The organism is Bradyrhizobium sp. CFUWI, assembly GCF_056429085.1.
Genome location: NZ_JBWJZE010000002.1, coordinates 587,846 through 609,969, shown reverse-complemented (window position 1 = coordinate 609,969; position 22,124 = coordinate 587,846). Strand labels below are relative to the sequence as shown.

Genomic DNA, 22,124 nt, shown 5'->3' with positions numbered 1-22,124 from the left:
CGCCGATCCCGGCGCCTTTGCGTCAGAGTTGTTCAGAGGGCTTCGCGGCGATAGCAATTAGTTGTCGCCGGAGCGCGATTTGCGCCTCAGCGCTCGACAAAGGCCTTCTCGATCACGAAATGGCCGGGCCGGCTGTGATTGCCCTCGACGAAGCCGCGCGCCGAGAACATCGCGTGAAGCTCTTCCAGCATCGCGGGGCTGCCGCACAGCATGATGCGGTCGGTCTCGATATCGAGGCCTGATAGCCCGACGTCCTCGAACAGCTGGTTCGAGGCGATCAGATCGGTGATGCGGCCGCGGTTCCGGAACGGCTCGCGCGTCACGGTCGGGTAGTAGACCAGCTTGTCGCGGATCAGCGGTCCGAAGAATTCGTGGTCGCGCAGGCTTTCGACGACATTTTCGCCATAGGCGAGCTCGGGGACCTGGCGGCAACCATGGGCGAGCACGATCGTCTCGTAATTCTCGTAGACGTCGGGGTCCTTGATCAGGCTGGCGAAGGGCGCAAGGCCCGTGCCTGTCGAGAGCAGCAGCAGGCGCTTTCCCGGAATGAGATTGCCCGTGATCAGCGTGCCCGTCGCCTTGCGGCCGACCAGGATGATGTCGCCTTCCCGGATCTTCTGCAGGCGCGAGGTCAGCGGGCCGTCCTGCACCTTGATCGAGAAGAATTCGAGCGCCTCCTCGTGGTTGGCGCTGGCCATGCTGTAGGCGCGCGTAAGGGGCTTGCCCTCGACCTCGAGCCCGATCATCGCGAACTGGCCGTTCTGGAAGCGGAAGCCGGGATCGCGCGTCGCGGTGAAGCTGAACAGGGAATCGGTCCAGTGTCGAACCGACAGAACCATTTCCTTCTGAAAGGCACTCATGATCTCTCCTTCTCGATGACGCCAAGGTCAGGGCAAGAGAAGAGTCCGGCAATTCGGAAGTGGGTTTCCCGGTCGATTAGTTTCCCATTTCGCGGGGCGGTGATCGAACTGAGCGCGGTGGCCGAGCCCGCGCCGGCAATTAGTTGCTATTCGTGCACGCCCCCGTCGACATAGATAGAAGGCGGAGGTTCGTCATGACCATGACCGCATTGGTGGCGCCGACCGTGGCCGACTATGAAGCCAGCGCCGATCTGGCCGCGCTTCTCGTCCGCACCACGCAGGACGATGCGCTGAGCGTGTCCGCCGAAACACTCCGCCTCTCCTGCAAATGCGCCCACTGCACCCGCGCCCGGTTCGACGGCCGCTTCCCGGCAACGTTTCCAGGAATTGCAATCACCGAGATCGGCGATCTCGGCTACGGGCTGAACATCTCGTTCTCGGACGGGCATAACCGGGGAATCTATCCGAAGCCGTATCTGCTGAGCCTGGCGGGGCGATAAGGGGCGCGAACGCCCCTCCCTGCTCCGCTGTCATTCCCCGCGAAAGCGGGGAATCCAGTACGCCGCGGCCCTTCCGTATCCCACTGACGTCTCTGGAATACTGGGTCGCCCGGTCCCGGCTCCGCTAAGGCTACGCCGAGGCCCACACGAGTGCTCGGCACGCCGAAGCTTCAGCGAAGGCGGCAAGCCGGGCGACGACGGCGGAGTGAATCTGGCACGGACATTGCTCTTCTTTAGAACGATTTGAACGTTCCGGAGGCAGGTGATGTTGCAGGCGGCGAATGCGGTTCGCGGGGCCGTTCCCCCGGCAGTCCGGCCCGCGGGCAGCTCCTCGCTGCTGCTCACCGAGAACCAGCAATGGATCGGCGGACCGCCGCCGCTGATGGACAAGCTGTCGCCGCGCGAGCGGGAACTGGTGCTGAAACAGGGACGGCGAAAAGTGCTGAACCGCGGCCAGACCCTGTTCAACCAGGGCGGCAAGCATGACGGCATCTGGCTGATCGAGAGCGGCCGCATCCGCGTGTTCTACACCTCGCCGCAGGGGCGCGAGATTACGCTCGCCTATTGGCATGTTGGCAATTTCGTCGGCGGCCCCGAAGTGTTCGAAGGCACCGTGCACCAATGGTCGGGCGTCGCCTCGAGCAATTGCAGCGTCGTGCACCTGCCCGGCAAGGAACTGCGGTCCCTTGCCGCCGAGATCCCGAACCTTGCCATCGGCCTGATCGAGGGCCTGACCTTCAAGGGCAAATGCTATTCGGCCCTGGCGCAGATGCTGGGGACGCGCTCGATCACGCAGCGCCTTGCGCATCTGCTCTTGCATCTCGTCGAGCTCTACGGCGTCGACGACGCCGACGGCACCGTGATCGCGGCGGCTTTCACCCACGCCGACATCGCCCACATGGTCGGCGCCACCAGGCAGTGGGTCACCATCAGCCTGAAGCGCATGCAGGAAAAGGGAATCGTGCAGACCAAGCGGTCGCAGATCGTGGTCTGCCGGACCGACGTGCTGGAGGAGATGCGCGGTCTCGCATCCGACTAGACGAATTTGCGACCAAGGCCGGTGCACAGGCAAGCGGCTTTATAGTGCAGGACTGCCCAAGGAGTATGCAATCACCTTATTCCCGGCAACTAATCGACTGCGGTCATCATTCCGGATTTGCCCTGCCCCCGCCCTCACCCAATCATGGCAACCACAGCACATCCAACCGAATGAGGATGAGAATGGTCCGCCATCTTCCCACGCTCTCGATCGCGATGTCGGTGACGTCGCTGGCGCTACTGGTCACGCAGCCGGCCTCGGCGGAAACCGTCACGCTCGGTATCGGAACGCAGGACACCACGACCAATACGGTGACTGCCGGCGTCGTCATCCGCCAGCTCCATCTTCTGGAAAAATATCTGCCCAAGGACGGGAAATACGCCAACATCAAGTTCGCGCTGGAGTGGCAGAACTTCACTTCAGGTCCGCCTGTCACCAATGCGATGATGGCGAACAAGCTGCAGATCGGCATGATGGGCGACTATCCCCTGATCGTGAACGGCTTCACCTTTGAGAGCAACCCCGAGAGCAAGAGCCGGCTGATGGGCATCGCCGCCTACAGCCTGTCCGGCTCGGGCAATGGCATGGTGGTCCACAAGGATTCGCCCTACTACGACCTCGCTGATCTCAAGGGCAAGCTTGTCAGCGTTCCCTTCGGCTCCGCCGCGCACGGCATGGTGCTGAAGGCGATGCAGGATCGCGGCTACGCATCGGACTTCTTCCAGCTCGTCAGCCAGAGCCCCGAGGTCGGCTCGACCAATCTCCAGGAGAAGAAGATCGACGCGCATGCCGACTTCGTCCCCTTCGCCGAGCTGCTGCCGTTCCGCGGCTTCGCGCGAAAGATCTTCGACGGCGTCGAGACGAACTTGCCGACCTTCCACGGCATCGTGGTCCGCACCGACTTCGCGGAAAAATACCCGGAGGTCGTCGTCGCTTATTTCAAGGCGCTGATCGCCGCCAATCAGTGGTTGCGCAACAATCCCAAGCTGGCCGCCGAAAAAATCCAGGAATGGACCGGCATCAACAAGGAGGTCGTCTACATCTTCCTGGGGCCGAGCGGCAACATGACCACCGATCCCACGATCAAGCCGGCGCTGATCGATGCGGCCACGACCGACGTCAAGGTGCTGCAGAATCTCGGCCGCATGAAGGAGTTCGATCCGAAGAAATGGGTCGACGACAGCTACATCCGCAAGGCCTATGCCGAGATGAAGCTCGACTACGACGCACAGCTTGCCAGCACGAACAATTACGAGATCTCCGGCGAAGATGCCTTCTGCAAGAAGCCGATCGCCGATCCGCGCAAGGCCGGCGAGGTCTGGGTGGATGATGCGGGCATCATGCCCTTCTCGTCCGCAGCCTGCACCCTCGGGGCTTACGCCGACTACAAGGCCAAGGGCAAGAAGATCAACGTCGCCTATGTCTTCGACACGACGCGCGGCATCAAGCTGTTCGCCGACCAGGCGTTCTTCGCGGTCGGCAACGGCGAGGTCGCCCCGTTCCTTCTCAAGAAGGACGCCGAAGCCTACGCCGCCAAGGTCGGCGGCAAGGTGCTCGGCTTCGACGACGCGGTGAAGGCCGCCGTCGGCGGAGGCAAAACGTGAGCAGTCCCGCCCTCCTCAGACATCCCGAGGACAGCATGCCGGCAACAGCCGTCGCAGAGGCCGGACCTTTGCCCGCCGTGATCGCCCAGCCTACGACGCCGCCTTCCTTTGGCACACTCGCGCTGCGCTGGTACCGGCTCAATCGGGCCGGGCTGCGCGCGACCGCGATCGGCGTGATTTCGCTGCTCGCCTTCCTGCTGGTCTGGCACCTGCTCACGACCTATCGCGTCGTGTTCTTCGTGCGATTCACCAACGTGCCCTCCCCGCTTGCGGTCTATGCAAGCTTCACCAAGGCGATCCACGATCCCAAATTCCTCATGCACATCGTGCTGAGCTGCCGGCGCATCTTCATCGGCTTCTCGCTCGCCGCCATCGTCGGCGTGCCGCTCGGTCTGATCATGGGCCGCTTCAAGTTGGTGCACGAGATCATCTTCCCGGTCGCGGAAGTGCTGCGGCCGATCCCGGCGATCGCCTGGGTGCCGATGGCGATCATGCTATGGCCGACCAACGAGCAGAGCATCGTCTTCATCACCTTCCTCGGCTCGTTCTTCCCGATCCTGGTCAACACCCTGCACGGCATGTCGCTGGTCGATCCCGTGCTGGTGCGCGCCGCGCAATGTCTCGGCGCGCGCGAGCGCTCGATCTTCCGCGAGGTGTATTTTCCGGCCTCGCTGCCGCACATCTTCACCGGCCTCACGGTCGGCATGGGCGTCGCATGGGTGTCGCTGATCGCCGCCGAGATGATCTCGGGTCAATACGGCATCGGCTACTTCACCTGGGAAGCCTATTCGCTGGTCCAGTACGCCGACATCGCGCTCGGCATGATCGCGATCGGCGTGCTCGGGCTCGGATCGAGCGTCCTGATCAGAGGCGCCGGACGATTGGTGATGCCGTGGAGGTCGACATGAGCGAGACGATTGCGAGCACACCGAAGGGCCATATCGAGGTCAAGAACTTCTCCCTCGCCTACGAGACCATCGAGGGAGCGGTGCAGGCCGTCACGGACACGCAGATCCACGTGAAGCCCGGCGAGTTCGTCTCGATCGTCGGCCCCTCCGGCTGCGGGAAGTCGACGCTGCTCAACGCGGTCGCCGGCTTCCTCAAGCCGACCACCGGGATCGTCACCGTTGACGGCGAGCGCGTGAACGGTCCCAGCGCCGAGCGCGGCATGGTGTTCCAGCAATATTCGCTGTTTCCCTGGAAGACGGTGCGTGAGAACGTCGAGTTCGGCCTGAAGATGCGCGGCATGCCGCGATCGCAACGCGAGCGCGCGGCACGTACGCTGCTCGGCCTTGCCGGACTTGAAGCCTTCGAGAAGCACTATCCCGAAAAGCTCTCCGGCGGCATGAAGCAGCGCGTCGGCATCGTCCGCGCGCTGGCGACAGGGCCGAAAGTGCTGCTGCTGGACGAGCCGTTCGGTGCACTCGACGCGCAGACCCGCGTCATCATGCAGCAGATCCTCACCAACATGTGGCAGCGGCTCAAGATCTCGGTGCTGTTCGTCACCCACGACATCGACGAGGCGATCTTCCTGTCCGATCGCGTCTACTGCATGACCGCGCGGCCCGGCTCGATCAAGGCGGAAATCCCGATCCCGCTGGAGCGGCCGCGGCAGCAATCGATGATGATGTCGTCGGAGTTCCTGGCGCTACGCCGCGGGCTGATGTCGCTGATCCGCGAGGAAAGCCTGAAGGCGATGGGCGGCGAGATCAACGACATGGGCATGCAGGGGCTGAGCATCGAGCTGCAAGGGCACTCGCTGGCGGATGTGATCTGACTTAGCCACGGCGATGACGGTCTCGTAGGGTGGGCAAAGCGGAGCGTGCCCACCACCTGTCGCCATACTGGAGAGATCGTGGGCACGGCGCTTCGCGCCTTTGCCCACCCTACGGCAGGTTTGCCCTGATCACTTGAACCAGTGCACCAGCGCGATGCTGATGCCGAGCAGCAGCATCAGCGACAGCGTCACCGCGGCGGTCACCCGTCCCCCGACATTGGCGAGCACGCGGACGTCGACGCCGAGCCCGAGCGCGGCCATCGACACCACGGTGAGAAAGCTCGTGATCTTCGTCACCGGGCCGACCACCGTGGGCGGAACGATCTCGAGGGAGCGCAGGGTCGCGAGCGCGAGGAAGCCGAGGATGAACCAGGGCACCAGGCGGAAGAAGCCGACATTGGTCTTCTTGGCGTCGCCCTGCCAGCGCGAGGCGACCAGCGACAGGCCGACGACCACCGGTCCGAGCATCAGGACGCGCATCAGCTTGACGAGCGTGCCGATCTGCGTCGAGACGAGGCCGGCCGGGACCGTCGCGGCCAGCACTTGCGGCACCGCATAGACGGTGAGGCCTGCGAGGATGCCGTATTGCGTGGCGGACAAATGCAGCAGCGGGATCAGCAGCGGCAGGCCGAGCACCATCATCACGCCGAGGATGGCGGTAAAGGAGATCGATGATGCGATCTCGTCATTGCTGGCGCCGATGATCGGCGCCACCGCCGCGATCGCGGAATTGCCGCAGATCGAGTTGCCGCAGGCGATCAGGATCGACAGCCGCGTCGACAGGCCGAGCAGCCGGCTAAGGCCGAAGGAGGCGCAGAGCGCGACCACGACGACCGCGGCGATCGAGGCCAGCAGCGCGACGCCAGAGGCAGCGATGGCGGCGAAGCTGATGGAAGCGCCCAGCAACATCACCGCGACTTCAAGCAGCTGTTTGGCGCTGAAGGCGATGCCGGCCTGCCAGCGCGGCGCAGGTTTCCAGAAGCTGCGAAGCGCCATGCCGAGCAGAATCGCCATCACCAGCGCTTCGACATAGGGATGCTCGAAAACGCCCAATTCCGCCCGCTCCAGCAGGGCCGAGACACCAGCGACGGCAACGCAAAGGAGGATGCCCGGAATCAGCGCCGCGATGCGGCTTGCGGCGCTGGCCGGCTTGGCATCGGCCGGGCTGGATGCTTGATTCTGCGACACAAATCTCTCCCCGAGGAGAAATATTTATACGCAGCGTCAGCTCGATGGGGAATAAGTTTTCGACATATCAGGGCCGAGGGAAGTTCTGTCCTCGGACCGGAATATTCGACCGTCGGAAGATCCGGCGGCCTTAGAAGATCAGATTCTTGGCGAGCGTGGCGACCCGGCTGAAGCCGTCATAGATGCCCGGCTCGAAGAAGGCCGCGCGCGCCAGCACGATGCCGGCGACCAGCGACCAGAACAGACCAGTGCCAACCCGCAACAGCAGCTTTGACGCACGCGACCGCGGCTGGGTGTCCGTCGCGGACACCAGCTGCTCGCCGAAGGGCTCAAATCCGGTGCGTTCCATAGCTGCCGATCCATCAATTCCTGGTGGAAATGTCGTCGTTTCGGCCCCAAACGGCAATGGAAGCGATTGGCTTTTTTGCGTTCCGGTGGGGAAACTCCTTCCTTGCAGCCGAGTCGCAGCGATAGTTTTCTTCTCCGGGCCCATCTGGACACCGGAATCCAGCGACAGGGTCAGATTGCGCCGGCGAATCTCTCGTTGCCCTTCGGCTCATAGATCCGGCAGTCCGTCCGGAGACCAGGACACGCCATGAACATCGACCTTCCGCACAGGCTCGACCTTGCCTCGACCATCGCAGAAGGCGACATCCGGTGCCTGCTGATGGTGCTGGTGCACATGACCGGCGACGAGAAATGGCTCGCGCCGCCGTACCTGCCCAAGCGCGATATCCGCCTCATCCCCGATCCCGAGGCCGGCGTGCCCCGGGACATCCAGGACGAGATCCGTGCCACGGTGGTCGAGCTGTTCGCCAATGGCACGCCCAAGCCCGTCATCGCCGATCCCGGCGAGGCGCTGCTGCTGAGGATGATGCGCGTCTGTCTCGGCGAGAACGTCGCGCCGGAATACGCGCCCCTGATGCGCGAGGAGATGGGCTTTGTCTCACGCGAGGCGCGCTGGACCAGGCCGCCGCCGGACGACAAGCTCGCCGGCCAGCATGTGCTGATCGTCGGTGCCGGCGTCTGCGCCATCGCGCTTGGCGTCGCACTCGGTCATCTCGGCATCCCCTATACCATCGTCGAGAAGAACGCCGAGCTTGGCGGCACCTGGTGGATCAACCGCTACCCCGGCTGCGGCGTCGACACGCCGAACCATTCCTATTCCTATTCGTTCGGCTCCGGCAATGCGTGGACCCGCTACTTCTGCCAGCGCGAGGAATTGCTCGGCTATCTCCAGAAGGTCGCGGACGAGTACGGCATCCGCAAGCATCTGCGCGTCAACACCGAGCTGACCTCGTCGCGCTGGGACGAAAGCCGGCGGCGCTGGATCTCGACGCTGAGAACCAAGGACGGCGAAGAGACGTTCGAATCCACAGCGCTGGTCAGCGCGATCGGCCAGCTCAACGATCCCTCCCGCGCCCGCTTCAAAGGCGAGGAGGACTTCAAGGGAACGATCCTGCATTCGGCGCTGTGGTCAGACGATATCAACGTCGATCGCAAGCATGTCGCCGTGATCGGCACCGGTGCGACCTCGATGCAGCTGGTGCCGTCGATCGCCGGCCGCGTCGCCTCGGTCACGGTCTATCAGCGCAGCGCGCAATGGGCGCGGCCGGTGAAGGGCTATGCCGATCCGATCAGCGAGGGCGCGCGCTGGCTGCTGTCGCATCTGCCGTTCTATGTGCAGTGGTATCGCTTCAACATGTTCTGGCGCTATGGCGACGGGCTCTTGCCTTTCCTGCGCAAGGATCCGGCGTGGCCGCATCCCGAGCGCGCCGTCAACAAAGGCAACGACCGGCACCGCCAGGAACTGACGGACTTCATCTTGTCGGAGCTACAGGGCCGGCCCGATCTGATCGAGAAATGCGTGCCGACCTATCCGCCCTACGGCAAGCGCATCCTGCTCGACAACAATTGGTTCAAGACCTTGCGGCGGGACAATGTCGAGCTGGTCACGGATGCGATCGACCGTTTCGACGAGACGGGCATCGTCGCCGCAGACGGCAAGCACCGTCCCGCCGACATCATCGTGGTGGCGACCGGTTTCAAGGTGACGGAAATGGCGGCCCGTCTCAACATCAGCGGCCGCGAAGGCAAGGATTTGCGGCAGGCCTGGGCCAACGACAATCCGACCGCCTTCCTCGGCCTCACCGTGCCCGGCTTTCCGAACTTCTTCTGCATGCTCGGTCCCAACTCCGGCCCGGCCCATGGCGGCAGCGTCATCTTCCAGTCGGAATGCCAGAGCCCTACATCGCGGCGTGCCTGGTCGACATGATCGAGCAAGACGTCACGGCGATCGACGTCCGCCAGGACGTGCTCGACGACTATGTCCGCAAGGTCGATGCCGAGCACGAGGCGATGATCTGGACCCATCCAGGCATGAGCACCTATTACCGCAACAGCAGTGGCCGCGTGTTCTCGGCGATGCCGTGGCGTTTCGTCGACTACTGGCGCATGACGCATGACCCCGATTTGGGGCAGTACAAGGTGACGAAGGCGTCAGAGTTGGGGTGATACAAAGCCCCAGCACCGCTGCAACCTCTCCCGCTTGCGGGAGAGGTCGGCGCGAAGCGCCGGGAGAGGCTTTCTCCTCTAGGGACTTCCTCGGCATCGCGGCGACAATCCCACTGCGGAGACACCCTCTCCCCTACCCTCTCCCGCAAGCGGGAGAGGGCGCGCAGCTACGCCGCCAACCCGCTCTCCACCGGAGCAAAGTCCAGCCCGAGGCTTTCCGCCACGGCCTTGTTGGTGATGCGGCCCCGATGGACGTTGAGGCCGTTGCGTAGGTGCGGATTTTCCAGCACCGCCGCAAAACCCTTGTTCGCCAGCATCAGGCCGAACGGCAACGTCGCGTTGTTCAGGGCCTGGCTCGACGTCACCGGCACCGCGCCCGGCATGTTGGCGACGCAATAGTGCACGACGCCATCCACCTCATAGGTCGGATCGGTATGGGTGGTCGGATGCGAAGTCTCGAAGCAGCCACCCTGGTCGATCGCGACGTCGACCAGGACGGCGCCCGGCCGCATCGATTTCAGCATCGCGCGCGTGACCAGCTTCGGCGCGCTGGCGCCCGGCACCAGCACCGCGCCGATCACGACGTCGGCGGCAAACACCTCCTCCTCGACCGACTCGATGGTCGAGAAGCGGGTGCGCAGACGTCCGGCAAAGAGATCGTCGAGTTCGCGCAGGCGCGGGATCGAGCGGTCGATCACGGTGACTTCGGCTCCGAGACCCGCGGCCATGCGGGCCGCCTGGGTGCCAACCACGCCGCCGCCGAGCACGACGACGCGCGCCGGCTGCACGCCGGGCACGCCGCCCAGCAGCAGGCCGCGGCCGCCGGCCGATCGCTTGAGCGCGGCGCCGGCGGCCTCGATGGCGAGGCGGCCGGCGACTTCGCTCATCGGCGCGAGCAGCGGGAGGTGACCGCGCGCGTCCGTGACGGTTTCATAGGCGATCGCGGTGCAGCCGGAGGCGAGCAGGCCCATGGCCTGCTCCGGATCCGGCGCAAGATGAAGATAAGTAAATAGAATCTGGCCTTCCCGGAGCTGGGCCCACTCGCTCTTCTGCGGCTCCTTCACCTTCACGATCATGTCCGACCTGGCAAAGATGTCGTGGGCGCTGTCGGCGATAGTGGCCCCTGCCCGCCGATACACATCGTCGGATGCGCCGATGCCGGCGCCGGCGCCGGTCTCGACCGCAACCTGATGACCGGCCGCGACATATTCACGGACGGCGCCCGGGGTGAGCCCGACGCGATATTCCTGCACCTTGATCTCCTTGGGAACGCCGACGCGCATCTTGAGCTCCTGTGCCAACGCATTGATTCCGCGCTTCATCGTAGCGACGGGGCCGGTTTGGTTTCGTGCAAATATCCGCTAGTTTGAACGGGCTCGCGCCGGTTTCCGGCGCCGAAAGGCTCTTTCACGCTGGAAACGAAACCTTGGCCCTCGACCGGAAAGACCTCGCGATCCTCGCGGAACTCACGACCAATGCGCGCGCCAGTCATGCCGAGCTCGCGAGCAAGATCGGCCTGTCGAGCACGGCGCTGGCTCGGCGACAGAAGACGCTTGAAGATGACGGCTACATCCAGGCCTATCAGGCCACGCTCGATCTCGCCCAGTTCGGCCTCACCACCACCGTGCTGGTTCGCATCGCGCTGGAGAGCCAGAGCGACGAGGCGCTGAAGGCCTTCGAGGCGGCGGTGGTGAAATGCCCCTCCGTCGTGCGCTGCTTCCTGATGTCGGGCACCGACGATTACATCCTCATCGTGCTGGCCCGTGACATCCAGGATTTCGAGCGCATTCACCGGACCGAGCTGTCCCGGCTGCCGCGCGTTGCGCGCGTGCAATCGAGCTTTGCCTTGCGCGAAATCGTCAACCGCGCGGTGCCGACGGTGGTGTTCGGCGAGGCGAAGCGGTAGCGCTTCTCCCTCTCCCCGCCTTCTGTCATCCAGCTGTCATCGAATGTGCAGAGAGCTGTATCTCCTGGCACATTCGGGACAGACCATGGACTATTTCAAGCGCTTCAACTTCCTATTCGCCGCACCGGCCTTCGACGCCGACGACCTTGAGGGCATTCGCTTCAACCAGATCATCGAGGAAATCCAGCGCTCGGGCTTCGAGGTGGTCCGGGCTCGCAAGCTGGAGGATGCCGAGATGGCGGTGCAAACCGATGCCGCGATCGGCTGCATGGTGGTGGACTGGGGCAAGAAGGGCCTCGAAGGCAAGACCTCTGCCCTGATCAATCTGATGCGGCGCCGTGGCCTCGACTTTCCGATCATCCTCCTGATCCGGCGCAAGCGCTTCGAAGATCTGCCGGTCGAGGTGCTCGACTTCATCGACGGTTATGTCTTCCTGTCCGAGGAAACTCCGCCCTTCATTGCCAAGAATCTGATCAGCCGGCTCAAGCAATACGCCGAGACGCTGAAGACGCCGTTTTTCGGCGCCCTCGTCGACTATGCCGAGGAGGGAAACCAGCTCTGGACCTGCCCGGGCCACAATGGCGGCGTGTTCTACAATCGCAGCCCGATCGGCCGCGTTTTCGTCGAGCATCTCGGCGAATCCGTATTCCGAGACGACCTCGATAATTCCGTGCTCGATCTCGGCGATCTCCTCACCCATGAGGGGCCGGCGCTAAAGGCGCAGAAGGAAGCAGCCCAGATCTTCGGCGCGGAAAAGACCTATTTCGTTCTCAACGGCACCTCGACCTCGAACAAGGTCGCGCTCGGCGCCCTCGTCACCGACGGCGACCTCGTGCTGTTCGACCGCAACAACCACAAGGCCGCCCATCACGGCGCGCTGATGATCAATGGCGGCATCCCGGTCTATGTCCCGACCATCCGCAACGCCTGGGGCCTGATCGGTCCGATGCGCTGGGACGCGCTCGACGAGAAAACCTTGCGCGAGGCGATCCGCAACCATCCCCTGGTCCGGGATCGCGACGCCTGGCGCAAGGAGCGGCCATTTCGCGTCGCCGTCGTCGAGCAGTGCACCTATGACGGCTCGATCCACAGCGCCGAAATGATCCTGAAGCGCATCGGCCATCTCTGCGACTACATCCTGTTCGACGAGGCCTGGGCCGGCTTCATGAAATTTCACCCGCTCTATGCCGGCCGCTTCGCCATGGGCCTTTCGAACCTTCCCCCGGAAGCGCCCGGTATCATCGCGACGCAGTCAACCCACAAGCAGCTTGCCAGCTTCTCGCAGGCTTCGCAGATCCACATCAAGGACCGCCACATCCGCGGCCAGAAGCGACGCGTCGAGCACCGCCGCTTCAACGAAAGTTTCATGCAGCACGCCTCAACATCTCCCTTCTACCCACTCTTCGCATCGCTGGATGTGGGCGCACAGATGATGAAGGGCCGCTCCGGTGAAGTGCTGTGGGACGACACGATCCGGCTTGGCATCGAGCTGCGCAAGAAGATCCGCGCGATGCGCAGGGAGTTCGAGGAGAAGGAACAGAATCCGGACCGCCGCTGGTTCTTCGAGCCTTTCGTGCCCGACCGCGTCGCCATTCCCGACGTCAGCCGCCCCGGCGCCACGCATAATGTCGCCTGGGAGACGCTTTCCACCGATGAGCTCGCCACCAATCCTGCGCTATGGCAGCTCTCGCTCGACAGCAATTGGCATGGCTTCCCCGGCGTCACCGAAGGCTTTGCCATGACCGACCCGAACAAGCTGACGCTGCTCACGCCCGGCTTCGACCGCGCCACCGGCGCCTATGCCGAGCACGGCATTCCCGCCCCCGTGGTCGCGCAATATTTGCGCGAAAACCGCATCGTGCCGGAGAAGAATGACCTCAACTCCCTGCTCTTCCTGCTCACGCCCGGCGTCGAGGCCAGCAAGGCCGGCACGCTGATCTCCGGCCTCGTTGCCTTCAAGAAGCTGCACGACGACAATGCGTTGCTGGCGGAGGTTATCCCGGAGTTCTATCAACGTCGGCAGGCGCGCTATGCCGGCGTGCGGCTGCGCGACCTCTGTGGGCAGATGCACGGCTTCTTCCGCGCCTGCGATGTCAGCGCGCTCCAAGCGCGACAGTTCATGCCCGAGCACATGCCTGAGATCGCGATGTCGCCCCGCGATGCCGCGCGCTATCTGTTCAAGAACGACGTCGACTACCTCCCGATCGAGGCAATCGCGGGCCGCATCGCCACCACGCCCTTCGTGGTCTACCCGCCCGGCATCGCCACCATCGTGCCCGGCGAACGACTGACCGAACGCGCCAAGCCCATGGTGGATTATCTCAAGATGTTCGAGACCTGCTTCAACACGTTCCCGGGCTTCGACGTCGAGATCCAGGGCGTCTACAAGGAGATCGATGCTCAGGGGCGGATCGGGCTCTACACTTACGTCGTCGCCGAGTAGCTGCCCATGATCGAAACAGCTGTACGCGCGAGTGACGAACCCGTCCTGGTCCGCCCGTCACGCGAGAGCGACGTCGAGGCGATGCTGGCGATCTACCGCCATCATGTCCGCAATGGCGTGCCGCGCGATGTCGAGGGAACCGGCGCACCGGAACCGGACGATCTGCGCGACCGGCGCAAGAACCTGAAGCAGACCCGCCTTCCCCATCTGGTCGCGACCTTTCGCGGCGAAGTGGTCGGCTATGCCTACGCCGTGCTGTTTCGCAAACGGCCGGCCTATCGCTATACAGCCAAGCATTCGATCTACGTCCACCATGAGCAGCTCGGCCGCGGGGTCGGACGGCTATTGCTCCAGGAATTGATCGATGCCTGCGCGGCGGCGGGCTTCCGCCAGATGATCGGCTATATCGATGCCGACAACGAGCCCTCGCTGGCGCTGCACGAGAAGTTTGGCTTCGCACGCGCCGGCCTGCTCTGCGGCGTCGCCTATCGCCACGGCCGCTGGTCCGACACCGTCATGGTGCAACGCTCGCTCGGCGCCGGGACGACGACGCCACCGCCGGTCACGCGCCGGGCCGATAGATAGAGTGTGATCCGAACCCCGAGGGCGCGTTAGCACAGAGTATGTAGCGGCTTTCCTCGCGCCAAACGCGGAACGCGTTTGCGCGGAGATCACGCTTAACCAATGGGCCTCACGACGGAAAGTCGGCCGGCTTCACATGGATGCGGTCGGCATGCAGCGACCAGTGATGCAGTGCCTGATCCTTGCAGAATCTCGCTTTCGCCTGCTCCCTGGCCTCGTTCTCGTCGGCGGCGTCGATTTCCAGCGTGCCCTGGCAAATCTCGCTCTGCCGGCCGTACTCACCGAGCACGTTCTTCATGAACTTGACGACATAGGTTGACATGGGACCTCCCTGCTGCCCCGACAGCACTCTAATCCCATTTAGGCCGGGCCGGGAAATGAGATTTTGACGCGGATCAAGGTCGGGAGGGCGTTCCTCGCCGCGTCTCCGTCCCGGAACGGCAATGCGGCTGCCTCTATCCCGGCGTCATGCCGAAAGCCAGCTTGAAGCGCTCCGCATAGACCGGCCAGACCTCTGGATTGATGATGCGCGGCGGGCGCTTGCCGTCGAGCGTGTCGAGCACCTGCTCGGCCGCGATCCGGCCCATGTTCCGGCGCGCCTCGATCGTCACCCCCGCGGTATGGGGGCTTGCGAGCACGTTGTCGAACTGGAGCAGCGGATGCTCCGGCGGCGGGGGCTCCTTGGACCAGACGTCGAGACCGGCACCGGCGATGCGCTTGTCGCGCAGCGCCTGGAGCAGAGCATCCTCGTCGTGGATGAAGCCGCGCGCCGTGGTGATGAAGTAGGCATGCGGCTGCATCAGCGCAAACTCGCGCGTGCTGATCATGTTGCGACTGCCCTTGTCGAGCGGACAGGAAATCGAGACAAAATCCGAGCGGCGCAGCAGTTCGTCGAGCTCGACTTTCTCTCCGCCCCGTTCTGCCATCACCTCGGTCGAGAGATACGGGTCGTAGGCCAGCACCTTCATGCCGAGCAGGCCCTTGCACAGTGCGGCGATGCGGCGGCCGACATTGCCGAGGCCGATGATGCCGACGGTCTTGTGCTCGACCTCGTTGCCGATGAGCTCGTTACGGTTGACGTCGCGCTCGCGGCGCAGGCGGCGATCCGACTGGATGATGCGTTTGGACAGCGTCAGCATCATCGCCAGCGCGTGCTCGGCAACCGAATGGGCATTGCCGCCCGACTGATTGACGACCAGCACCCCCGCATCGGTGCAGGCCCCGACGTCGACCGGATCGAAGCCCGCGCCGTTGCTGGAGACAAGCAGCAGGTTCGGGGTGCGCTTCAGGAAGGCGGCATCGACATGAAAATGCGGGGCGAGTTCGTCGCGGGCGGCGCCGACCTGGTAGGCATGGGCAGCGCGCAGGATCGGCGCGTAGAAGTCTTCGGGACTCTCGTTCTCGATACGGTCGAGCCGGACGTCGGGCCGCGCATTAAGGATGTCGACATAGATCGGATTGGCCAGGTATTTGACGTAGAAGACGCGCTTATTGTTGACGGACATCAGGACCCTTCCGGCTCTCTTGAAGGGCTCCGCAAGGCCAGGGCGATGCGCGCCCGTCACTGCCTCCCTCCAGTTTTCAAATTGTCGCCTCTTATGACACGGCGGTGCCGGCCACGGCAGACGGTCTGGCGCAGATCACGGTGCCGGCCCGGACATGTTGACAATCCCGCCCGCTCCGTCAAGTTCGGCAGACTGCCGCGACGGCCAACGCAATGGCAATGGCGAAGACCAAGAAGCATGCGCGGCGCGAGGGAGAACGCAATGGCGATTGCGGAACAGCGGACTTCGCCCCAGGCGGCACAGGGGTCCAGCGACGGGAGCTGGCACGGCATCGTCCTGCAAACCCTGAAACGAAACGAGATCAGCCTCATCCCCTACGTGCCCGACCGCGTGCTGACCCCGCTGATCAGGAATCTGCACGCCGATCCGTTCTTCACCACCTTTGCCACCGCGCGCGAAGAAGAGGCGGTCGGGATCGTTTCGGGCGCCTGGATGGGCGGCCGGCGCGGCGCGGTGCTGATGCAGACCTCCGGCTTTGCGACGCTCGCCAACGTGCTGGCCTCGCTCGCGGTGCCCTACCAGATCCCCCTGATCATGTTCGTGTCCGAGCGCGGCACGCTCGGCGAGTTCAATTACGGGCAATCGCTGGTCTGCCGCACCATGCGCCCGGTGCTGGACTCATTGGCGCTCGAGCATCACACCATCACCCGGCTCGACGAGCTCGAATTCATCGCCGACCGCTCGATCAAGCAGGCCGTCACCACGCAGGCGCCGGTGGCGCTGATCCTCAACCCGCTGCTCACCGGCGGCAAGGTTTTCGACAAGTGAGCGCCGTCATGAATACGCGCAACACCAAGGTCATGAACCGCTTCGACGTGACCTCGCGGCTGATCGCAAAGCTCAAGCACGAGGAAGCCGTGATCGGCGGCATCGGCAACACCAATTTCGACCTCTGGGCCGCCGGGCACCGCCCGCAGAATTTCTACATGCTGGGCAGCATGGGGCTCGCCTTCCCGATCGCGCTGGGCGTGGCGCTGGCGCAACCGGATCGGCGCGTCTTCGCGCTCGAAGGCGACGGCTCGCTGTTGATGCAGCTCGGCGCGCTCTCGACGATTGCGAGCCTGAGGCCGAAGAACCTCATCATGATCGTGATGGACAATGGCATCTACCAAATTACGGGCGCCCAGCCGACACCTGCGGCAAGCGTCGCCGACATCGTGGCCATCGCCACCGGCTGCGGCCTTTCCAACAGCGCCTGGGCCGCGGACGAGGAGGATTTCGAACGACTGGTCGACGCGGCCCTGTCCGCAGCCGAGCCGCACCTGATCGCCGTCCGGATCGACGACAAGCCCGGGGTCGGCACCACGAGGCGTGACCCCGTGCAGATACGGGAGCGCTTCATGCACGGGCTCGGCGTGCGCGAGCCACTTTGAGGTTTCGTCATTAACTATACGGCGATCTGATGGAGGGACTGTACAGGCCCCCGGCAATGTGTGCTAAGCGGAGCAGATGTCCATTTTGGTTCGTTCATTTGCCTGGCTGCTCGCGGCGGCCGTGACTCTCGCCACACTCGGTCCCCCCGGACTGCGGCCTCATTCCGACCTCGGCCAAGACGGCGAACATGCGCTCGCATTCATGCTGGTGGGGCTGGCCTTCGGCTTCGCCTATCCGCGCCGGCGCCTGCTGATCGCGGCGGCCGCTGTGGTCCTGATCGGCGCGCTCGAGCTGATGCAATTTTGGGCACCCGGGCGCCACGCCCGGCTGGAGGATTTTCTGGTCGACGCGCTCACCGCCTGCATCGGCTTCGCGCTTGCGGCCGCGATCGATTGGCTGCTCACGCGCTTTCGCGCCGGGCCTGTCGCGACAAGCGAAGGCCCCGCGGAGTGACACTCCGCAGGGCCCATCCTCTCAACGCATAAGGATTGCCGCCGGTCAGTCGATGATCTTGACGACGCGGCGCGTGCGCGGCTCGACGATCACGCGGCGGTCATTCACGACCGCATAGCGATACTCGGTGTAGTTCGGCACGGGGCGGAGCACCACGCTCGGCGGCAGCGGCTCCCCGACCACGACGCGCCCCTGGATCACCACGGAATCGCTGCGCGGGATTCCGCCCAGCACCGCATTCGGAATTTCGAGACCGGCGCCGACAGCTGCACCGACGGTGCCGCCAACCATTGCGCCGATTGGTCCGCCGATGTCGCCACCTGCACGCGCGCCGTCCCTGGCGCCCTGTTCGGTCGTCGACTGGGCAAAGGCCGCGCTCGACGCCAGCAACGAAGCGGCAGCCAACGTAATCGCAAGACGGGTCTTCATGTTCTTTAGCCTCCAGTGATTGCCATGCGCCTTCAACCGCGGGGCCGGACCGTTGTTCCGGTTCCCCGCGGCGAAACACACGCCCTGGAGATCTGTTACGGCGTAACAGATCAGGCGGCAGTGATCTCGTGGCCCGCCATCAGTTCCAGCGCCCGCACCATCGCCGAATGATCCCAGCCCTTGCCGCCATGGGCGGTGCAGGCCGAGAACAATTGCTGCGCCACCGCCGTGCTCGGCAGCGACAGCCCAAGCGAGCGCGCACCTTCGAGCGCGAGATTGAGATCCTTCTGGTGCAGCTCGATGCGGAAGCCGGGATCGAAATTGCGCTTCACCATCCGTTCGCCGTGTACCTCGAGAATGCGTGAGGAGGCAAAGCCGCCCATCAGCGCCTGCCGCACCAGCGCCGGATCGGCGCCGGCCTTCGACGCAAACAACAGCGCCTCGCTCACCGCCTCGATCGTCAGTGCGACGATGATCTGGTTGGCGACCTTGGTCGTCTGCCCGTCGCCATTGGCGCCGACGCGGGTGACGTTCTTGCCCATCTTGTCGAAGACCGGCTTCATGGTGCCGAAGGCCCGCTCCGGGCCGCCGACCATGATGGTGAGGCTCGCTGCCTTGGCCCCGACCTCGCCGCCCGACACCGGCGCGTCGAGATAGTCCGCACCCAGCGCCTCGATCCTCTTCGCGAACTCCTTCGTCGCCAGCGGCGAGATCGAGCTCATGTCGACGACCATCTTGCCCTTGGAAACACCGCTCGCGACCCCGTCCTTGCCGAACAGCACGGCCTCGACATGCGGAGTATCAGGCACCATGATGATGACCGCATCCGCCTCCTCCGCGACCTCTTTGCCGGACTTGCAGGGAATGCCGCCGGCCGCGATCAGCTCCGGCGCAACGGGCGCGACGTCATGCAAGAGAACGCGATGGCCTGCGGCCAGGAGGTGGCCGGCCATCGGCCGTCCCATGGTGCCAAGTCCGATGAAGCCGATGTCGATCATAACAAATCCTCTATCATTACAGCGAAATCGATCCGCGGGTTCGGTGCACCTCTCCCGCGTGCGGGAGAGGTCGGCGCGAAGCGCCGGGTGAGGGCTTTCTCCGCTGGGGGATTTTCTCGGCGCACCTCAGAAATTCCCGTCGCGGTGACACCCTCTCCCCCGCCCTCTCCCGCACGCGGGAGAGGGAGCGCACCGTCGTCATGGCTGCATTCAGGTCTCAAACGTCTGCGCGGCGTGCCACGAAAGCCCTTCCAGCGTCGTGGTGCGCGGCTTGTATTCGCAGCCGATCCAGCCGCGATAGCCGATCGCGTCGAGATGGCGGAACAGGAAGGGATAGTTGATCTCTCCGGTGCCCGGCTCGTGCCGGCCAGGATTGTCGGCAAGCTGGATGTGGGCGATCTCAGGCAGATATTCCTGCATGGTGCGGGCGAGATCGCCCTCCATGATCTGCATGTGGTAGATGTCGTACTGGATGAAGAGGTTGTTCGACCGCGCTTCGGAGATCAGCTGCACCGCCTGCTCGGTGCCGTTGAGGAAGAAGCCGGGAATGTCGAGCGTGTTGATCGGCTCGACCAGCAGCTTGATGTTCTCGCGTGCCAGCGTCGAGGCGGCAAAGCGCAAATTTCCGACCAGCGTCTCGTTCAGCTCGCGCGGATCGGCATCGGCAGGCGCAATACCCACGAGACAATTGAGCTGATCGCAATCGAGCGCCTTGGCATAGTCGATGGCGCGGAACACGCCGTCACGGAATTCGGCGGTGCGATCCGGCAGGATCGCGATGCCGCGCTCGCCGCCTGCCCAGTTTCCGGCCGGCAGATTATGCAGCACCTGCGTCAGGCCATGGGCATCGAGCTGCTCGCGCAGCTGCGCCTTGTCGAAATCATAGGGAAAGAGATATTCGACCCCGGAGAATCCCGCCGCCTTCGCCGCTGCGAAGCGATCGAGGAATGGCATCTCATTGAACAGCATGGTGAGGTTGGCGGCGAATTTCGGCATGATACTCTCCCCTATTCCGCCGGCTGCAGCACGCCGGGCCGTTTGGTCCCGACTTCATCGAGCGGCAGGTCCAGCACCTCCTCGAACTCGACGATGTTGTCGATCTCCGTGCCCATCGCGATGTTGGTCACGCGTTCGAGGATGAACTCGACCACCACGGGCACGCGGTGCTTCGCCATCAATTCGCGCGCCGTCGCGAACGCAGCCTGTGCGTCCTTCGGATCGGTGACGCGGATCGCCTTGCAGCCGAGGCCTTCGGCGACCGCGACATGGTCGACGCCGTAGACGCCGATCTCGGGCGCGTTGATGTTCTCGAAGGAGAGCTGGACGTGATAGTCCATCTCGAACCCGCGCTGGGCCTGGCGGATCAGGCCGAGATAGGAATTGTTCACGACGACGTGGATGTAGGGCAGATTGAACTGCGCGCCGACCGCGAGCTCCTCGATCAGGAACTGGAAGTCGTAATCGCCGGACAGCGCGACGATGTCGCGCTCCGGACAGGCCGCGCGCACGCCGAGCGCGGCGGGCAAGGTCCAGCCGAGCGGCCCCGCCTGTCCCGCATTGATCCAGTTGCGCGGCTTGTAGACGCCGAGGAATTGCGCGCCGGCGATCTGCGACAGGCCGATCACGGTGACGTAGCAGGTGTCGCGACCGAAGGCCTTGGTCATCTCCTCATAGACGCGCTGCGGCTTGATCGGGACATTGTCGAAATGACTCTTGCGCAGCATCGTTCTCTTGCGATCGCGGCAGGAAGCGGGCCACGCCTGGCGCTCGCGGAGCCTGCCTGCCCGCCGCCACTCCCTGGCGACGGTGACGAACAGCTCGAGCGCGGCCTTCGCGTCCGAGACGATGCCGAGATCGGGATTGAACACCCGCCCGATCTGGGTCGGCTCGATATCGACATGCACGAAGGTGCGGCCCTTGGTGTAGGTCTCGACCGAGCCGGTGTGGCGATTGGCCCAGCGATTGCCGATGCCGAGCACGAAGTCGGATTCCAGCATGGTGGCGTTGCCGTAGCGGTGGCTGGTCTGAAGCCCGACCATGCCGGCCATCAGCACGTGATCGTCGGGGATCGCCCCCCATCCCATCAGGGTCGGCACCACGGGCACATTGGCGATCTCGGCGAACTCCACCAGCAGGTCCGAAGCATCGGCGTTGATGATGCCGCCGCCTGCGACGATCAGCGGCCGCTCGGCGGCGTTGAGCATCTCCAGCGCCTTCTCGACCTGCTTGCGCGTGGCGGTGGGCTTGTAGACCGGCAGCGGCTCATAGGTCTCGTCGTCGAACTCGATCTCGGCGAGCTGCACGTCGAGCGGCATGTCGATCAGGACCGGCCCCGGCCTCCCTGAGCGCATCACATGAAACGCCTGGCTGAACACGCGCGGCACCAGCGCCGGCTCGCGCACGGTCACCGCCCATTTCGTGACGGGCTTTGCGATCGACTCGATGTCGACGGCCTGGAAATCCTCCTTGTAGAGCCGCGCCCGCGGCGCCTGTCCGGTGATGCAGAGGATCGGGACGGAATCGGCGATCGCGGAATAAAGCCCGGTGATCATGTCGGTGCCCGCCGGCCCCGAGGTTCCGATGCAGACGCCGATATTGCCGGACTTGGCGCGGGTATAGCCCTCCGCCATGTGCGAAGCGCCCTCGACGTGTCGTGCTAGGATATGGTGGATCGAGCCGCGCTTTTTCAGCGCCGAGTACAGGGGATTGATCGCGGCCCCGGGAACCCCGAAGGCGGTCGAGATGCCCTCTCTCTCCAGAATACGGACGGCTGCATCGACGGCTCGCATCTTCGCCATATCGGACCTCGCTTGGTTTAAGTCAGCGAGCGAGATCATCGGTTGCACAAGGTGCGATCTCAACGAGATCGATTTTATTTTCCACGATGCGGCA

Annotated in this window: 23 protein-coding genes; 13 read left to right on the top strand and 10 right to left on the bottom strand. The window is 64.2% G+C overall.

Annotated elements, in window-relative coordinates; all coding sequences use genetic code 11:
* Positions 1-86: 86 nt before the first annotated feature.
* Complete coding sequence (locus AC066S_RS06575; RefSeq protein ID WP_478269231.1) at positions 87-860, bottom strand: ferredoxin--NADP reductase; 774 nt, start codon at positions 858-860, stop codon at positions 87-89.
* Positions 861-1,054: 194 nt separating this feature from the next.
* On the opposite strand from AC066S_RS06575, the gene AC066S_RS06570 reads away from it, so the two are divergent.
* From AC066S_RS06570 to AC066S_RS06550, 5 genes are all read left to right on the top strand, one after another.
* The gene (locus AC066S_RS06570) at positions 1,055-1,360 is read left to right on the top strand and encodes a gamma-butyrobetaine hydroxylase-like domain-containing protein (RefSeq protein ID WP_126256037.1); all 306 of its coding nucleotides are present in this window, start codon (positions 1,055-1,057) and stop codon (positions 1,358-1,360) included.
* A 265-nt stretch (positions 1,361-1,625) separates the two neighbouring features.
* The gene (locus tag AC066S_RS06565) at positions 1,626-2,399 is read left to right on the top strand and encodes a Crp/Fnr family transcriptional regulator (RefSeq protein ID WP_205680459.1); all 774 of its coding nucleotides are present in this window, start codon (positions 1,626-1,628) and stop codon (positions 2,397-2,399) included.
* 182 nt (positions 2,400-2,581) lie between these two features.
* Positions 2,582-4,003, top strand: a complete 1,422-nt coding sequence (locus AC066S_RS06560; protein WP_478269230.1) for an ABC transporter substrate-binding protein — start codon at positions 2,582-2,584, stop codon at positions 4,001-4,003.
* Complete coding sequence (locus AC066S_RS06555; protein WP_478269229.1) at positions 4,000-4,911, top strand: ABC transporter permease; 912 nt, start codon at positions 4,000-4,002, stop codon at positions 4,909-4,911. The genes AC066S_RS06560 and AC066S_RS06555 overlap by 4 nt, the downstream gene beginning before the upstream one ends.
* Entirely contained in the window at positions 4,908-5,780 is an 873-nt protein-coding gene (locus AC066S_RS06550; protein ID WP_478269228.1) for an ABC transporter ATP-binding protein, read from the top strand. Before AC066S_RS06555 ends, AC066S_RS06550 begins: the two co-directional genes overlap by 4 nt.
* A 129-nt stretch (positions 5,781-5,909) precedes the next feature.
* Here the strand turns inward: AC066S_RS06550 and AC066S_RS06545 are convergent, their stop codons facing one another.
* Together AC066S_RS06545 and AC066S_RS06540 are read right to left on the bottom strand one after the other, a co-directional pair.
* A complete protein-coding gene (locus tag AC066S_RS06545; RefSeq protein WP_478269227.1) occupies positions 5,910-6,968 on the bottom strand; it encodes a YeiH family protein in 1,059 nt (352 codons plus the stop codon).
* Between the two features lie 130 nt (positions 6,969-7,098).
* Positions 7,099-7,317: a hypothetical protein gene (locus AC066S_RS06540; protein ID WP_126256043.1), complete on the bottom strand. Its 219-nt coding sequence runs from the start codon at positions 7,315-7,317 to the stop codon at positions 7,099-7,101.
* A gap of 246 nt (positions 7,318-7,563) precedes the next feature.
* Here AC066S_RS06540 and AC066S_RS06535 point away from each other — a divergent pair, with 246 nt between their 5' ends.
* Both AC066S_RS06535 and AC066S_RS06530 read left to right on the top strand, forming a co-directional pair.
* Positions 7,564-9,243 carry a flavin-containing monooxygenase gene (locus tag AC066S_RS06535; RefSeq protein WP_478269226.1) on the top strand — a complete coding sequence of 560 codons (1,680 nt, stop codon included), beginning with the start codon at positions 7,564-7,566 and terminating at the stop codon, positions 9,241-9,243.
* Entirely contained in the window at positions 9,204-9,482 is a 279-nt protein-coding gene (locus AC066S_RS06530) for a hypothetical protein (protein ID WP_478269225.1), read from the top strand. Before AC066S_RS06535 ends, AC066S_RS06530 begins: the two co-directional genes overlap by 40 nt.
* Positions 9,483-9,649: 167 nt before the next feature.
* Here AC066S_RS06530 and ald read toward each other — a convergent pair whose 3' ends face one another.
* Positions 9,650-10,765, bottom strand: a complete 1,116-nt coding sequence (ald, locus tag AC066S_RS06525; protein WP_126256045.1) for an alanine dehydrogenase — start codon at positions 10,763-10,765, stop codon at positions 9,650-9,652.
* 143 nt (positions 10,766-10,908) lie between these two features.
* Here ald and AC066S_RS06520 point away from each other — a divergent pair, with 143 nt between their 5' ends.
* From AC066S_RS06520 to AC066S_RS06510, 3 genes are all read left to right on the top strand, one after another.
* Complete coding sequence (locus AC066S_RS06520) at positions 10,909-11,388, top strand: Lrp/AsnC family transcriptional regulator (protein WP_478269224.1); 480 nt, start codon at positions 10,909-10,911, stop codon at positions 11,386-11,388.
* Between the two features lie 85 nt (positions 11,389-11,473).
* Entirely contained in the window at positions 11,474-13,831 is a 2,358-nt protein-coding gene (locus AC066S_RS06515; protein ID WP_126256047.1) for an Orn/Lys/Arg family decarboxylase, read from the top strand.
* Between the two features lie 6 nt (positions 13,832-13,837).
* Positions 13,838-14,416, top strand: coding sequence for a GNAT family N-acetyltransferase (locus tag AC066S_RS06510; RefSeq protein WP_164718434.1), 579 nt, complete (start codon positions 13,838-13,840; stop codon positions 14,414-14,416).
* Positions 14,417-14,522: 106 nt separating this feature from the next.
* Here the strand turns inward: AC066S_RS06510 and AC066S_RS06505 are convergent, their stop codons facing one another.
* Together AC066S_RS06505 and AC066S_RS06500 are read right to left on the bottom strand one after the other, a co-directional pair.
* Positions 14,523-14,735 carry a hypothetical protein gene (locus tag AC066S_RS06505; protein WP_126256049.1) on the bottom strand — a complete coding sequence of 71 codons (213 nt, stop codon included), beginning with the start codon at positions 14,733-14,735 and terminating at the stop codon, positions 14,523-14,525.
* Positions 14,736-14,868: 133 nt separating this feature from the next.
* Positions 14,869-15,918 carry a hydroxyacid dehydrogenase gene (locus AC066S_RS06500; protein WP_478269223.1) on the bottom strand — a complete coding sequence of 350 codons (1,050 nt, stop codon included), beginning with the start codon at positions 15,916-15,918 and terminating at the stop codon, positions 14,869-14,871.
* Between the two features lie 261 nt (positions 15,919-16,179).
* Between AC066S_RS06500 and AC066S_RS06495 the strand changes: the two genes are divergently transcribed.
* The 3 genes from AC066S_RS06495 (at position 16,180) to AC066S_RS06485 (ending at position 17,805) form a co-directional block, all read left to right on the top strand.
* Positions 16,180-16,746 (top strand): thiamine pyrophosphate-binding protein, encoded by a 567-nt coding sequence (locus AC066S_RS06495; RefSeq protein WP_164718435.1) that lies wholly within the window; start codon positions 16,180-16,182, stop codon positions 16,744-16,746.
* 8 nt (positions 16,747-16,754) lie between these two features.
* Positions 16,755-17,351: a thiamine pyrophosphate-dependent enzyme gene (locus AC066S_RS06490; RefSeq protein ID WP_478269222.1), complete on the top strand. Its 597-nt coding sequence runs from the start codon at positions 16,755-16,757 to the stop codon at positions 17,349-17,351.
* A 76-nt stretch (positions 17,352-17,427) separates the two neighbouring features.
* Positions 17,428-17,805, top strand: coding sequence for a VanZ family protein (locus tag AC066S_RS06485; protein WP_135168218.1), 378 nt, complete (start codon positions 17,428-17,430; stop codon positions 17,803-17,805).
* A gap of 45 nt (positions 17,806-17,850) precedes the next feature.
* Here AC066S_RS06485 and AC066S_RS06480 read toward each other — a convergent pair whose 3' ends face one another.
* The 4 genes from AC066S_RS06480 to gcl all read right to left on the bottom strand — a co-directional run bounded on the left by AC066S_RS06480 (position 17,851) and on the right by gcl (position 22,030).
* Positions 17,851-18,234: a DUF1236 domain-containing protein gene (locus tag AC066S_RS06480; protein WP_478269221.1), complete on the bottom strand. Its 384-nt coding sequence runs from the start codon at positions 18,232-18,234 to the stop codon at positions 17,851-17,853.
* A 110-nt stretch (positions 18,235-18,344) separates the two neighbouring features.
* Positions 18,345-19,232 carry a 2-hydroxy-3-oxopropionate reductase gene (locus AC066S_RS06475; protein ID WP_478269220.1) on the bottom strand — a complete coding sequence of 296 codons (888 nt, stop codon included), beginning with the start codon at positions 19,230-19,232 and terminating at the stop codon, positions 18,345-18,347.
* A gap of 210 nt (positions 19,233-19,442) precedes the next feature.
* Positions 19,443-20,228 (bottom strand): hydroxypyruvate isomerase, encoded by a 786-nt coding sequence (gene hyi / locus AC066S_RS06470; RefSeq protein ID WP_135168216.1) that lies wholly within the window; start codon positions 20,226-20,228, stop codon positions 19,443-19,445.
* Between the two features lie 11 nt (positions 20,229-20,239).
* Entirely contained in the window at positions 20,240-22,030 is a 1,791-nt protein-coding gene (gene gcl / locus AC066S_RS06465; RefSeq protein ID WP_478269219.1) for a glyoxylate carboligase, read from the bottom strand.
* Positions 22,031-22,124: the final 94 nt, after the last annotated feature.

Coding starts and splice junctions, on each gene's coding strand:
- AC066S_RS06575 (WP_478269231.1), bottom strand. CDS start 860: ATGAGTGCCTTTCAGAAGGAAATGGTTCTGTCGGTTCGACACTGGACC.
- AC066S_RS06570 (WP_126256037.1), top strand. CDS start 1,055: ATGACCATGACCGCATTGGTGGCGCCGACCGTGGCCGACTATGAAGCC.
- AC066S_RS06565 (WP_205680459.1), top strand. CDS start 1,626: ATGTTGCAGGCGGCGAATGCGGTTCGCGGGGCCGTTCCCCCGGCAGTC.
- AC066S_RS06560 (WP_478269230.1), top strand. CDS start 2,582: ATGGTCCGCCATCTTCCCACGCTCTCGATCGCGATGTCGGTGACGTCG.
- AC066S_RS06550 (WP_478269228.1), top strand. CDS start 4,908: ATGAGCGAGACGATTGCGAGCACACCGAAGGGCCATATCGAGGTCAAG.
- AC066S_RS06540 (WP_126256043.1), bottom strand. CDS start 7,317: ATGGAACGCACCGGATTTGAGCCCTTCGGCGAGCAGCTGGTGTCCGCG.
- AC066S_RS06535 (WP_478269226.1), top strand. CDS start 7,564: ATGAACATCGACCTTCCGCACAGGCTCGACCTTGCCTCGACCATCGCA.
- AC066S_RS06530 (WP_478269225.1), top strand. CDS start 9,204: ATGCCAGAGCCCTACATCGCGGCGTGCCTGGTCGACATGATCGAGCAA.
- ald (WP_126256045.1), bottom strand. CDS start 10,765: ATGCGCGTCGGCGTTCCCAAGGAGATCAAGGTGCAGGAATATCGCGTC.
- AC066S_RS06515 (WP_126256047.1), top strand. CDS start 11,474: ATGGACTATTTCAAGCGCTTCAACTTCCTATTCGCCGCACCGGCCTTC.
- AC066S_RS06510 (WP_164718434.1), top strand. CDS start 13,838: ATGATCGAAACAGCTGTACGCGCGAGTGACGAACCCGTCCTGGTCCGC.
- AC066S_RS06505 (WP_126256049.1), bottom strand. CDS start 14,735: ATGTCAACCTATGTCGTCAAGTTCATGAAGAACGTGCTCGGTGAGTAC.
- AC066S_RS06500 (WP_478269223.1), bottom strand. CDS start 15,918: ATGTCCGTCAACAATAAGCGCGTCTTCTACGTCAAATACCTGGCCAAT.
- AC066S_RS06495 (WP_164718435.1), top strand. CDS start 16,180: ATGGCGATTGCGGAACAGCGGACTTCGCCCCAGGCGGCACAGGGGTCC.
- AC066S_RS06490 (WP_478269222.1), top strand. CDS start 16,755: ATGAATACGCGCAACACCAAGGTCATGAACCGCTTCGACGTGACCTCG.
- AC066S_RS06485 (WP_135168218.1), top strand. CDS start 17,428: ATGTCCATTTTGGTTCGTTCATTTGCCTGGCTGCTCGCGGCGGCCGTG.
- AC066S_RS06480 (WP_478269221.1), bottom strand. CDS start 18,234: ATGAAGACCCGTCTTGCGATTACGTTGGCTGCCGCTTCGTTGCTGGCG.
- AC066S_RS06475 (WP_478269220.1), bottom strand. CDS start 19,232: ATGATCGACATCGGCTTCATCGGACTTGGCACCATGGGACGGCCGATG.
- hyi (WP_135168216.1), bottom strand. CDS start 20,228: ATGCCGAAATTCGCCGCCAACCTCACCATGCTGTTCAATGAGATGCCA.
- gcl (WP_478269219.1), bottom strand. CDS start 22,030: ATGGCGAAGATGCGAGCCGTCGATGCAGCCGTCCGTATTCTGGAGAGA.